8 protein-coding genes are annotated in these 12,840 nt (G+C 71.7%); 7 read left to right on the top strand and 1 reads right to left on the bottom strand.

The window, feature by feature from the left end:
* Positions 1 to 135: 135 nt before the first annotated feature.
* From thrC to prfA, 7 genes are all read left to right on the top strand, one after another.
* Positions 136 to 1,185, top strand: a complete 1,050-nt coding sequence (gene thrC, locus ACLJN9_RS13825; RefSeq protein WP_410811659.1) for a threonine synthase — start codon at positions 136 to 138, stop codon at positions 1,183 to 1,185.
* A 104-nt stretch (positions 1,186 to 1,289) separates the two neighbouring features.
* Entirely contained in the window at positions 1,290 to 4,580 is a 3,291-nt protein-coding gene (locus ACLJN9_RS13820) for an efflux RND transporter permease subunit (protein ID WP_410811657.1), read from the top strand.
* A 152-nt stretch (positions 4,581 to 4,732) separates the two neighbouring features.
* Positions 4,733 to 5,968: an MFS transporter gene (locus tag ACLJN9_RS13815; protein WP_410811655.1), complete on the top strand. Its 1,236-nt coding sequence runs from the start codon at positions 4,733 to 4,735 to the stop codon at positions 5,966 to 5,968.
* 4 nt (positions 5,969 to 5,972) lie between these two features.
* Complete coding sequence (gene thrB, locus ACLJN9_RS13810) at positions 5,973 to 6,917, top strand: homoserine kinase (RefSeq protein ID WP_410811654.1); 945 nt, start codon at positions 5,973 to 5,975, stop codon at positions 6,915 to 6,917.
* A gap of 297 nt (positions 6,918 to 7,214) precedes the next feature.
* Positions 7,215 to 9,398, top strand: coding sequence for a transcription termination factor Rho (gene rho / locus ACLJN9_RS13805; protein ID WP_410811653.1), 2,184 nt, complete (start codon positions 7,215 to 7,217; stop codon positions 9,396 to 9,398).
* Positions 9,399 to 9,821: 423 nt separating this feature from the next.
* Positions 9,822 to 10,046 (top strand): 50S ribosomal protein L31, encoded by a 225-nt coding sequence (gene rpmE, locus ACLJN9_RS13800; protein ID WP_030333150.1) that lies wholly within the window; start codon positions 9,822 to 9,824, stop codon positions 10,044 to 10,046.
* A gap of 111 nt (positions 10,047 to 10,157) precedes the next feature.
* Complete coding sequence (gene prfA, locus ACLJN9_RS13795; RefSeq protein ID WP_410811652.1) at positions 10,158 to 11,246, top strand: peptide chain release factor 1; 1,089 nt, start codon at positions 10,158 to 10,160, stop codon at positions 11,244 to 11,246.
* 41 nt (positions 11,247 to 11,287) lie between these two features.
* Here prfA and ACLJN9_RS13790 read toward each other — a convergent pair whose 3' ends face one another.
* Positions 11,288 to 12,832: a diguanylate cyclase domain-containing protein gene (locus ACLJN9_RS13790; RefSeq protein WP_410811650.1), complete on the bottom strand. Its 1,545-nt coding sequence runs from the start codon at positions 12,830 to 12,832 to the stop codon at positions 11,288 to 11,290.
* Positions 12,833 to 12,840: the final 8 nt, after the last annotated feature.

The following is a 12,840-nucleotide window of genomic DNA, read 5'->3' as shown; positions in this document are numbered from 1 at the left end:
TGACCCGATGGTGGGACGGCCTGCTCGTCCCGCCAGGTGGGTTACCCGGGGTCTGCCGTCGGTCGCTGCGGCAGGCTGGTCCTCCGGTGGCCTGATTCCTCAGGTCGGCGTGGCGGCAGAGGCGAGGAGAGCGACATGTGGCGCGGTCTGATCGAGGCGTACCGGGATCGGCTGCCGGTCACCGCGGCCACGCCCGTCGTCACGCTGCACGAGGGGAACACCCCGCTGCTGCCGGCGCCGGTGCTGTCCGCGCGACTCGGATGCGACGTGCACCTCAAGGTGGAGGGCGCCAACCCGACCGGCTCGTTCAAGGACCGCGGGATGACCCTCGCGGTCTCCAAGGCGGTCGAGGCCGGCAACAAGGCGATCATCTGCGCCTCCACCGGCAACACCAGCGCGTCCGCGGCGGCGTACGCGGCCCGGGCCGGGCTGACCTGCGCGGTGCTGGTGCCGCAGGGCAAGATCGCGCTGGGCAAGCTGGCGCAGGCGTTGGTGCACGGCGCGAAGCTGCTCCAGGTGAACGGCAACTTCGACGACTGCCTCGCGACCGCTGCCAAACTCGCCCAGGACTACCCGGTCGCGTTGGTCAACTCGGTCAACATCGACCGCCTGCACGGGCAGAAGACGGCCGCCTTCGAGATCGTCGAGGCGCTCGGCGACGCGCCCGACATCCACTGCCTGCCGGTCGGCAACGCCGGCAACATCTCGGCCTACTGGATGGGCTATGCGGAGGAGCGCGACGCCGGCGCCACCACCCGCTCACCGAAGATGTACGGCTTCCAGGCCTCGGGCGCGGCCCCGATCGTCACCGGCAAGGTGGTGCCGGAGCCGTCGACCATCGCCACCGCGATCCGGATCGGCAACCCGGCGAGCTGGACGAGGGCACTGGACGCCCGCGACGCCTCCGGGGGGCTGATCGCGGCGGTGACCGACCGGGAGATCCTGTCCGCGTACCGGCTGCTTGCTCGTGAGGTGGGGGTCTTCGTCGAGTTGGGCAGCGCGGCCAGCGTGGCGGGCCTGCTCCAGCAGGCCGCGGCGGGCGCGGTGCCGCCAGGTTCGACGGTGGTCTGCACGGTGACCGGCCACGGCCTGAAGGACCCGGAGTGGGCCATCTCCACGGCGCCCGCCCCGCTGACCATCGCGAACGACCCGCTGGCCGCAGCCCGCGCCCTCGACCTGGCCTGACTGGGGTTGGGACCGGGTGGGGGGTCGCGAGGGTCTGAGTGATCGGGTCGGGCACACTTTCACGTATCCCGCCCGCATTCTCTCTTCAGGAGTGAGCCAGCCCGATGTCGCTGCTCGCCAGGTTCAGCCTCGCCAACCGGGTGCTCGTCGCCCTCATCGCGGTGGTGATTACGGCGTTCGGAGTGTTCGCCGTGCCGTCGCTGAAGCAGCAACTGCTGCCGTCGCTCGAATTCCCGGCCGCGTTCATCGTGGCTCCCTACCCCGGCGCCGGACCCGAGATCGTCGAGTCGCAGGTCACCGAGCCGATCGAGAACGCACTCCAGGGCATTCCGGGGCTGGACAAGGTCACCTCCACCTCCCGCGAGGGTTCGGCGACCATCCAGGTGCAGTACGAGTTCGGCACCGACCTCGACGACGTGGTCAACAAGATGCAGACCGCGTTGAGCCGGATCGACGCCCAGCTGCCGGAGAACGTCGACCCGCAGGTCATCGCCGGCAGCACCGACGACCTGCCGGCGGTCGTGCTGGCGGCGGCCGGCGGAGGCGACGAACGGGCACTGGCCGAGAAGCTGCGCGCCACCGTGGTCCCGGAGCTGGAGGGCATCGAGGGGGTACGCACGGTCGAGGTGACCGGCACCCGCGACAACGTCGTGGTGCTCACCCCGGACCCGGCCAAGCTGGCCGCGGCGAAGCTCCCGCCCACGGCGATCGGCGCCGCGCTGACGACGAATGGCGTGGCGGTGCCCGCCGGTGTGGTGGTCGACGGCACCCGGTCGCTCCCGGTGCAGGTCGGCACGCCGATCGCCACCCTGGACGACCTGCGGGGCATCGTGGTCGCCCCCGGCCCTGCCCCGGTCCGTCTCGGTGACGTGGCCACCGTGGAGCAGCAGCTCGCCCCGGCCACCGCGATCACCCGGACCAACGGCAAGGACAGCCTCGGCATCGCCGTCACCGCCGCGCCGGACGGCAACGCGGTGGCGATCTCGCACGACATCCGGGACCGGCTGGCCGATCTGAAGGACGCCTCCGGCGCCGAGCTGACCGTGGTCTTCGACCAGGCGCCGTTCGTCGAGAAGTCGATCGAGTCGTTGACCACCGAGGGTCTGCTGGGCCTGCTGATGGCGGTCATCGTCATCCTGGTCTTCCTGCTGTCGGTGCGCTCCACCCTGGTCACCGCGGTCTCCATCCCGCTGTCGGTGCTGGTGGCGCTCATCGCCCTCTGGATCGGCGACTACTCGCTCAACCTGCTCACCCTCGGCGCGTTGACCATCGCGGTCGGCCGGGTGGTGGACGACTCGATCGTGGTGTTGGAGAACATCAAACGGCATCTGGAGTACGGCGAGGAGAAGCGCCACGCCATCATCACCGGTGTGCGGGAGGTGGCCGGGGCGGTGACCGCGTCCACCCTCACCACGGTCGCGGTGTTCGCGCCGATCGCGCTGGTCGGCGGCTTCGTCGGGCAGCTCTTCGCGCCGTTCGCGATCACCGTGACGGTGGCACTGCTCGCCTCGCTGCTGGTCTCGCTGACCGTGATCCCGGTGCTGGCGTACTGGTTCCTCAAGCCGCGCGGCGGCACCGTGGACGACGAGGCGGTGCGCCGCGCCGCGGAGTCCAAGGAGCTGCGCAGCCCGTTGCAGCGGGCGTACCTCCCGGTGATCGGGTTCGCCACCCGCAAGCGGTCCACCCGCTGGATCACCGTCGGGCTCGGTCTGCTGGTGCTCTTCGGCACCTTCGGTCTGTCCCAGAAGCTGGAGACCAACTTCCTGGACGACTCCGGGCAGGACACGCTGAGCTTCTCCCAGGAGCTGCCGGCCGGCAGCGGCCTGGCCGCCACCGACGCGGCGGCCAAGCAGGTCGAGACGGTGCTCGGGCGTACCGACGGGGTGAAGACCTACCAGGTGACCGCGGGCGGCGGGGACAACCCCTGGGCCGGTGGCGGCGGCAACAACATCGCGAGCTGGTCGGTGGCACTGGACGGGGACACCGACGCGAAGCAGATGCGCGAGGTGCTGCGCAAGGAGTTCGACGGGCTCGGCACCGGACTGGGCGAGATCAGCTTCGGCGGCGGGCAGGACGCCTCGACCAGCCAGCTCGAGGTGATCGTTCAGGCCCCCGACCCGGAGGTGCTGACCCGGGCCGCCGAGGCGGCACGGACGGCGATGGCCGGCGTCCCGGACGTCGAGGACGTCACCACCAGCCTGGCCACGCGGGTGCCGCGGGTCGACGTGACCGTCGACCGGGTCGCCGCCGGCCGGGTCGGGCTCACCGAGGCTGCGGTGGGTCAGCTGGTGTCGCAGGCGTTCCGGGGGGCGCCACTGGGTGAGGTCGCGCTCGACGGTCAGCAGCAGAACGTGGTGCTGCGCCTGGGCACGCAGCCGCCGGTGTCGGTGCAGGAGCTGCGGGCGCTGCCGGTGGGCCCGGTCAAGCTGGACGACATCGCGGACGTCACCCAGGCCGAGGGGCCGCAGCAGGTGACCCGGATCGACGGTGAGCGCAGCGTCTCCGTGACCGGCACGGCGACCGGCTCGAACCTGGGCGCGACCAGCCAGGAGCTGCAGAAGCGGCTGGACGGCATCGACGTGCCGGGGGCGAGCTTCGCGATCGGCGGCGTCAGCGCGGACCAGGCCGACGCGTTCGGTGACCTGGGCCTGGCGGTGCTGGCCGCGATCGCGATCGTGTTCCTGATCATGGTGGCGACGTTCCGCAGTCTCACCCAGGCACTGATCCTGCTGATCAGCATCCCGTTCGCGGCGACCGGCGCGATCGGCCTGCTGCTGGTCACCGGGACGCCGCTGGGCGTGCCGGCGCTGATCGGCGTGCTGATGCTCGTCGGCATCGTGGTGACCAACGCGATCGTGCTACTCGACCTGATCAACCAGTATCGCGCCCAGGGCTTGGGGGTCGGGGAGGCGGTCGTCGAGGGTGGCCGTCGCCGGCTGCGCCCGATCCTGATGACCGCCGTCGCGACCATCTTCGCGCTGCTGCCGATGGCACTCGGGCTGACCGGTGAGGGCGGCTTCATCTCCCAGCCCCTGGCGGTCGTGGTGATCGGTGGTCTGCTCAGCTCGACCCTGCTCACCCTGATCCTGGTGCCGACGCTGTACACGATGGTGGAGCGCACCAAGGAGTCGCTGCGGGAGCGGCGCCGTCGACGGCGTTCCGGCGAGCCGACGGTGACCGGGCCGACCGGCCCGGACACCGACGAGACGTCGGGCCCGAACCAGGTCGCGGTGCCGTCGGCTGCGCCGGCTGCGGCGCGGGCCGAGGGCTCGCAGCCGGCGGCAGGTCGTTCCGCCCCGTCGGGTGCACTGGTGGACGGAACGGACCAGTTCGAGGTGCTGCGGCTGCCCCGCAGCCGTACCTCGCCGCTGCCCCCCTCGGAGCCGACCGAGTAGTCGGACGGCATCGTGGAACGCCCCCGGCGGGTTTCGACCCTCCGGGGGCGTTCCGGCTTCCGGAGACCGGACGTTGCGAGCGGATTGGCGGGACCTGTCGTGGCTGGTCGCGCCCGGTATCGAGCGACGTCATCCGGGTATGGTCCTGCTCCGTGGCGTCCACCCTCTCCGTCCTGACCGGCAACCGCAGCTTTCGCAATCTCTTTCTCGCCGAGTTGGTGGTCTTCGGTGCCGACTGGTTCGTCATGGTGCCGCTCCTGGTGCTCCTGCCCCAACTGACCGGCAGCGGGGTGTGGGGTGCGTTGGTGCTGGCCGTGGACACCGGCATCGTGGCGCTGCTGTTGCCCTACACCGGGACGGTGGCGGACCGGTTCGACCGGCGGAAGATCATGATCGTGGCGAACGTGGCCGCGCTCCTGGGCGTGCTGCTGCTACTCGGCGTCCGGGCCGGAACGGCGTGGTTGGCGTTGGTGGCCATCGGACTGGTCGCGGTCGCCAAGGCGTTCTACTCACCGGCCGCCCAGGCCGCGCTGCCCAACGTGCTCGAGCCGGACGAGCTGGCCGCCGGTAACGCGGTCGCCGGCTCAGCCTGGGGCACCATGACGGTGGTCGGCGCCTCGCTCGGGGGCGTGCTCAGCGCGGCTGCCGGCCCGTACGTCTGCTTCTGGGTGGCGGCGGTGGGCCTGGCGCTGGCCGCGGGCCTCGCCGCGCGGATCCGCCGGCCGTTGCAGGCACCGCGGGACCCGGACCTGCCGACGCAGCGGACCTGGGCGGCGGTCCGCGAGGCGCTCGGCTACATCGGGCACCGGCCGCGGGTGCTGGCGCTGGTCACGGTGAAGTCGGCCGTTGGGCTGGGCAACGGGGTGCTGACCGTCTTTCCGCTGCTCGCCACCGTGTACGGGGTGGGTTCGCTGGGCGCTGGCCTGCTCTTCGCGGTACGCGGGGCGGGGGCTCTGGTGGGGCCGATCCTGATGCGTCGAGTGCTGACCAACCGGTCCTGGCTGCTGCCCGGGCTGGCGCTGTCCATGTCGCTCTACGGCCTGTCCTACCTGGGCGCGTCGGTGGTCCGCTGGTTTCCGCTGGTGCTGCTGCTGGTCTTCGTGGCGCACTTCGCGGGCGGCAGCAACTGGGTGATGTCGAACTTCGCCCTGCAGGGTGAGGTGCCGGACCGGCTGCGCGGGCGTGTCTTCGCCACCGACATGATGCTCGCGACGTTGGCCATCTCGGTGAGCCAGCTGGCGGTTGCGCTGGTGGTGGACGTGGTCGACGAGCGGGTGGTGCTGGCCGGCTGCGGGCTCGTCACCCTCGTGTACGCGGTCGGCTGGCGGATCGCCACCCGCCGGCTCTCGCTCACCGAACCGGCGGTCGCGCCGGTACCCCTACCATGACCCCGTGCCGACGAACTTCACCGCTGGGCCGGTCCGGGTCCGGGTTCCCGCGACCAGTGCCAACCTGGGCCCGGGTTTCGACGCGCTGGGTCTCGCCCTCGGTCTCCACGACGACCTGGCCGCCGAGGTCACCTCTGCTGGCGTCCGGGTCGCGGTGACCGGGCAGGGCGCCGGTGAGCTGCCCGACGACGACCGCCACCTGGTGGTGCGGGCCATGCGGGCCGCCTTCGACGTGCTCGGTGCCCAGCCCGAGGGGCTGAGCGTGGAGTGCGTCAACCGGATCCCGCAGGCACGGGGGCTGGGCTCCTCGTCAGCCGCGATCGTGGCGGGGGTGCTGCTGGCCCGGGCGCTGGTCATCGATGGGGAGAGCCTGCTGGACGGGGCGGCCGTCCTCCGGCTGGCCGCCGAGATCGAGGGCCATCCCGACAATGTCGCCCCGTGCCTGCTCGGCGGCTTCACGCTGGCCTGGTCCGAGTCGACCGGCGCCCGCGCGGTGTCCCTGCCGGTCGCCGACGGGGTGCGGCCCACCGTTTTCGTTCCGGCGGAGCGCGGTTTGACCGCGACCGCGCGGGCCGCGTTGCCGGCCACCGTGCCGCACGGCGACGCCGCGTTGACCGCCGGGCGGGCGGCGCTGCTGGTGCACGCGCTGACCACGGACCCGACGCTGCTGCTGCCGGCCACCGTCGACCGGCTCCACCAGGACTACCGCGCATCCGCGATGCCGGGAACGTTCTCCCTGGTCAACGCGTTACGCGCGGTGGGTGTGGCGGCTGTGGTCAGTGGGGCGGGCCCCACGGTTCTGGCGCTCACCGACCCTCCGGCAAGCTTCCCCGCGGGAACAGACTGGCAGATCTGGCAGTTACCGATAGACGTCAGCGGGGCGCGGATCGCTCGGGGTAGACTTGGACACGCCGAGCGGGACCCTGTTGCCGCAGGTCGGAAGAGTTGATTACGCTCTAGACCTAGCACAGCCGCGAAGCACGCGATCTCCTGCGGGGCGGCGCACCCCCGAAGCTCTCGGCGGTAAGCCCGTCACCCCTGCCAAGGCCCACGCCGCACCGCAGTTTCCACAGGTCGCCGCAGACGGCGAGACCTGCTCACCGACCCTTGGTGAGTCGGGATACCGACCGGCTGCTGTGTCACAGACTCCCGCGACGCGTCCTTGCGAGGCGGGTGCACCGAGGCCGCCCGGCCACCTGAGTTCCGACTCCGGGCAGTCCCGGCCTTTATCGAGGGAAGGAATCCATTGAGCGACACCACCGACGTGACGTCGGATGTTTCCAACGTCGCTGGCGATGCCACCACAGCCGCCCCCGCCCGTCGGCGGCGTAGCGGCACCGGTCTGTCGGCGATGCTGCTGCCAGAGCTGCAGAGCCTGGCCGCGTCGCTCGGCATTTCCGGCACGGCTCGCATGCGCAAGGGCGAGCTGATCGCCGCGATCTCCGAGCGGCAGGGCGGCAACGCCGCCGGAACCCCTCGACCGCGGGCTGAGGTGGCGGCTGCGGCCGCGCCGACCCGTGAGGAGGTGCGGGAGACCGTGGACCGTCCGGCAGCCGAGGGACGCAACACCGACCAGGCGCCGGCCGAGCCGGCCGCCGAGACCGAGAGCCGGGGTCGTACCCGGCGGAGCCGGACCGCCACGGCGGAGGCTCGTGCCACCGAGGCACGTCCGGCTGAGGCTCGTACCACCGAGGCTCGTACGGCTGAGGCGCGTACCACCGAGGCGCGTCCCACCGAGGCGCGTGCCACCGAGGCGCGTACCGACGAGGCGGACACGGGCGAGCGGACCGAGCGCGGCGAGAACCGCCGGGACCGGGCCGAGCGTCCGGAGCGGGGCGAGCGTGCCGAGCGGGGTGACCGTGCCGAGCGGGGCGAGCGTGCCGAGCGGGGCGACCGTCCCGAGCGGGGCGACCGTCCCGAGCGGGGCGACCGTGCCGACCGGGGTGACCGTGCCGAGCGGGGCGAGCGCAACGACCGGGGCGAGCGTGCCGAGCGGGGCGACCGTCCCGAGCGGGGCGACCGTGCCGACCGGGGTGACCGTGCCGAGCGGGGCGAGCGCAACGACCGGGGCGAGCGTGCCGACCGCAACGACCGCAACGAGCGGGGTGACCGCAACGACCGTGGTCAGCGCGTCGAGCGCGTCGAACGCGACAACGACGACGATGACGGCGAGGGCGGTGGCCGGCGTGGCCGGCGCAGCCGCTTCCGGGATCGCCGCCGTGGTCGCAGCGAGCGCCCCGAGACCGGTGGCGACACCGGTGGGCGCGAGCCGCAGGTCAACGAGGACGACGTGCTCGTCCCGGTGGCCGGCATCATCGACGTGCTCGACAACTACGCCTTCGTGCGGACGACCGGTTACCTGGCCGGCTCGAACGACGTGTACGTCTCGATGTCCCAGATCAAGAAGTACGGCCTTCGTCGCGGTGACGCGATCACCGGTGCGGTGCGTGCGGCCCGCGAGGGCGGCAACAGCGGCGATCAGCGGCGGGACAAGTACAACCCGCTGATGCGGTTGGACACCATCAACGGGATGGAGCCGGAGGAGGCGCGGCGCCGGCCGGAGTTCTACAAGCTCACGCCGCTCTATCCGCAGGAGCGCCTGCGCCTGGAGACCGAGCCGCACATCCTGACCACCCGGGTCATCGACCTGGTCATGCCGATCGGCAAGGGCCAGCGGGCGCTCATCGTGTCACCGCCGAAGGCGGGTAAGACGATGGTGCTGCAGGCGATCGCGAACGCGATCACCCGCAACAACCCGGAGTGCCACCTCATGGTGGTGCTGGTGGACGAGCGGCCCGAAGAGGTCACCGACATGCAGCGTTCGGTGAAGGGCGAGGTCATCGCGGCCACGTTCGACCGGCCGCCGCAGGACCACACCACGGTGGCGGAGTTGGCGATCGAGCGGGCGAAGCGTCTGGTCGAGCTGGGGCACGACGTTGTCGTGCTGCTGGACTCGGTGACCCGGCTGGGTCGGTCGTACAACCTGGCGGCGCCGGCCAGCGGCCGGATCATGTCGGGTGGTATCGACTCCACCGCGCTCTACCCGCCGAAGCGCTTCCTCGGCGCGGCCCGCAACATCGAGAACGGCGGGTCGCTGACCATCCTCGCCACGGCGCTGGTCGAGACCGGGTCCATGGCTGACACGGTCATCTTCGAGGAGTTCAAGGGCACCGGTAACGCGGAGCTGAAGCTGGACCGGAAGATCGCCGACAAGCGGACCTTCCCGGCCATCGACATCAACCCGTCCGGCACCCGTAAGGAAGAGGTCCTGCTCGCGCCGGAGGAGCTGGCCATCATCCACAAGCTCCGCAAGGTGCTGCACTCGCTGGACTCGCAGGCGGCACTTGACCTGCTGCTGGACCGGCTCAAGCAGTCCCGTACCAACATCGAGTTCCTGATGCAGATCGCGAAGTCGACGCCGGGGGAGTGACGTCCCCGCAGCGGTAGACGACGGAGGGGCACGGCCGACCGGCCGTGCCCCTCCGTCGTGCCTCACATCACCAGCACCGCTTCCCGCAGGCCATCCCTGGGTCGCGCCCTTTGCTCTGCTTACCTCTGCGCATCAGTCATGGTCCGTGCATGGTGCGCGGGGGTAAGCAGAGCAAAGGCGGCGGCGAGGGTGGGCGGCGGTCCGCCGGGCGGGCGAATGCTCTGCCGCGGGACGGGAATGCGGACGGGGAGGCATGTGTTGACGATGCCGGACGAGGTGTGCGGCCCGATTGCCGGGTCGGCTCAGGCCCATGGCACACTGGTCAATCGGCCACCGGTTCCGGTTCACGCCCGAGCCCGTCGTGCACGGCGCGACGGGCGGTGACGGCGACCCGGCGACCACCAACGAGAGGACCGAGGCGAGATGAAGGCAAACATCCACCCGGAGTACGTGACCACCGAGGTCAGCTGCTCCTGTGGCAACACGTTCACGACCCGCAGCACCGCCAAGGGCGGGGCGATCCACGCCGAGACCTGCAGCGCCTGCCACCCGTTCTACACCGGTAAGCAGCGCGTTCTCGACACCGCCGGCCGGGTCGCGAAGTTCCAGCAGAAGTACGCCAAGGTTCAGGCCAAGAAGGCCAAGTAACTCCTCGTTCGGCGCCCGCGTCCGGTTTCTTGCCGGATGCGGGCGCCGTCCGCATTTCCGCCGGACGCGGTGCCGTCCGCATCTCCCCTGTGTCGAAGGAGCATCCGCAGCATGAGCAGCGAGCGTCTGGCCGGTCTCCTCGACGAGTACGCGGAGTTGGAGAAGCGCCTGGCCGATCCGGCCATTCACGCCGACCAGGCCACCGCCAGGCGGGTGGGCCGCCGGTACGCCGCGCTGGTTCCGTTGCACAAGGCTGCCGGTGAGCTGGAGCAGGCACGCGCCGACCTGGCCGCGGCCCGTGAGCTCGCCGCCGAGGACCCCTCCTTCGCCGCCGAGACCGAGGCGATCGCGGCGTCCCTTCCTGCCCTGGAGGAGCGCCTCGCCGAGCTGCTCATACCGCGTGACCCCCACGACGCGAAGGACGTGATCGTCGAGATCAAGGCCGGTGAGGGCGGCGAGGAGTCCGCTCTGTTCGCCGGCGACCTGCTGCGGATGTACAGCCGGTACGCCGAGCGCCACGGCTGGATCACCGAGGTGATCGACGCGCAGGACTCCGACCTCGGTGGGGTCAAGGACGTCTCGTTGTCGATCAAGACCAAGGGCGTTCCGGAGGGCGGCAACGGCGTCTGGTCGCGGCTCAAGTGGGAGGGCGGCGTGCACCGGGTGCAGCGGGTTCCGGTGACCGAGTCGCAGGGCCGGATCCACACCTCCGCAGCCGGGGTGCTGGTGCTGCCGGAGGCCGAGGACGTCGACGTCACCCTCGACCAGAACGACCTGCGCATCGACGTGTTCCGCTCGTCCGGCCCGGGCGGCCAGTCGGTCAACACCACCGACTCGGCGGTGCGGATCACGCACCTGCCGACCGGCATCGTCGTCTCCTGCCAGAACGAGAAGTCCCAGCTGCAGAATCGGGAGCAGGCGATGCGGATCCTTCGGGCCCGGCTGCTCGCCGCCGCCCAGGAGCAGGCCGACGCCGCCGCCTCGGACGCCCGCAAGGCGCAGGTGCGAACGGTGGACCGCTCGGAGCGGATCCGCACCTACAACTTTCCGCAGAACCGGATCACCGATCACCGGATCGGCTACACCGCGTACAACCTGGATCTGGCGCTGGCCGGCGACCTGGACGGCGTGCTGGATGCCCTGACCGAGGCCGACCGCGCTGCCCGGCTGGCCGGCGACACCGAACTGACCCGCCGCTGACCCGTCGTTCCGTCGACGTCCGGCAGCGCCCGGCCGGCCGGTCAGCTGGCTCGTGGACGGGACTTGGCGCGCAGCATCTCCCGGTCGGCCTGCTCGAAGGCGACGCTGAGCGCGTCGCGGAGCCCGGAGCCGGAGACCTCGGCGAAACCGATGCTCACCCCCACCGGTGTGCCCGGCACCAGGGACTCCCAGTCCTCGGCGCGGACCGCCACCTCGATCCGGCGGGCCACCTCGGCCGCCTCGGCCATGCCGGTCTCCGGCAGCACCACCACGAACTCGTCACCGCCGTAGCGGGCCACGAAGTCGCCCCGGCGCATCACCCGGTTGATCACCCCGGCGATGCGTTGGAGCACGAGGTCGCCTGAATGGTGCCCGTGCCGGGTGTTGACCGCCTTGAAGCCGTCCAGGTCGCAGACGCCGATCACCACCCGGTCGCCGCGGGTGACCACCGCGCTGATGTACCGCTCCAACCGCCGCCGGTTGGGCAACCCGGTGAGCGGGTCGGTCAGTGCCTCGCCCTCGAATCGCGCCGCCTCCCGGCGCATCTCCTCGTGGTCGATCCGGGCGGCGATGCCGTCGATGTAGACATCGCGCAGCCGGTCGTTGCGTTGCGCGGCCAGCCGGAACGCCAGCCGGTCGGCGCGGTGCGCCGCCGGGTGGTCTCCGGCCCGGCTCAGCGCGATGCTGCGAAGCCGGGCCGGCTCGGCGGCGCCGAGCGTCTCGGTGGACACCCGGATGGTGTCCAGGCGGGCGACCGCCTCGATGGGTCGCTCATCGGCGACGGCCAGGCAGACCAGTCCGAGTTGGCGCATGTCGCGGGCGCGGGCGCTGTCCCCGCCGTGGACGAGCAGCCGGGACGGCTCGCTGTCGCCGACGGACTCCAACCGGTCGCCCAGCGAGGCCTGCCGGGCTGCCGCGTACCCGTACGCGGCGAGGCTGCTCGGGCGCAGCCGGCCGGCCCGTCCGGTGCGTACGAACCGGGCCAGGTCGGCGGCCACGTCCCGGAGCACCCGCAGGCAGCCGTCGCTGTCGCCGTTGTGGTCCAGCGCCACGGCGTTGCGCAGCCGGATTCCCGGCGCGGCGAACGTCTCCTCCGGGATTCCGGCGGTCAGCCCGAGTTGCCGGGCCCGTTCGATCGCACCGAGGGCGTACCCGTGGAAGCTGAGATAGCTGTAGGCCATCGCCAGGTCGTGCCAGCCCCAGGCGGTGTCCCGGTCCGGGTCCTCCACGGAGCCGAGCGCCCGGGCCGCCTTCACCAGGTGGGTGACACAGCGGTCCAGTGCGCCCTGGTGGTGGGCGGCGAGCGCGGCCAGCGCGTTGAGGTGCCCGTGCAGGTAGGGCTCGGCAAGGTCACGGACGGCCGCCGAGGCCTCCTCGATGGCCCGGGTGAACTCCGCCGTGCGACCGAGATTGATCAGCGTGCAGAGGCGCTGCACCATCGCGTCCGCCCGCGCCGCCGGGTCCGTGGTGGTGCGGATCACCCGCTCCAGCAGGGTGTACGCCTCGGCGGACCGACTGGCCTCCTGCAACGCCCGAGCGCGCGTGAGGGCGTCAACCTGGTCATCGACCCGGTCGAGCCAGCCCACCCGCAACC

Source organism: Micromonospora sp. 067-2, assembly GCF_046549295.1.
Taxonomy (GTDB): Bacteria; Actinomycetota; Actinomycetes; order Mycobacteriales; family Micromonosporaceae; genus Micromonospora.
The sequence above is the reverse complement of the archived record's forward strand: the minus strand, read 5'-3'. Positions and strand labels throughout refer to the sequence as shown.

Bases quoted from the DNA above. Each gene is read 5' to 3' on its own strand.
- prfA (WP_410811652.1), top strand. From the start codon at position 10,158: ATGAGCAGCGAGCGTCTGGCCGGTCTCCTCGACGAGTACGCGGAGTTG.
- thrC (WP_410811659.1), top strand. From the start codon at position 136: ATGTGGCGCGGTCTGATCGAGGCGTACCGGGATCGGCTGCCGGTCACC.
- ACLJN9_RS13820 (WP_410811657.1), top strand. From the start codon at position 1,290: ATGTCGCTGCTCGCCAGGTTCAGCCTCGCCAACCGGGTGCTCGTCGCC.
- rpmE (WP_030333150.1), top strand. From the start codon at position 9,822: ATGAAGGCAAACATCCACCCGGAGTACGTGACCACCGAGGTCAGCTGC.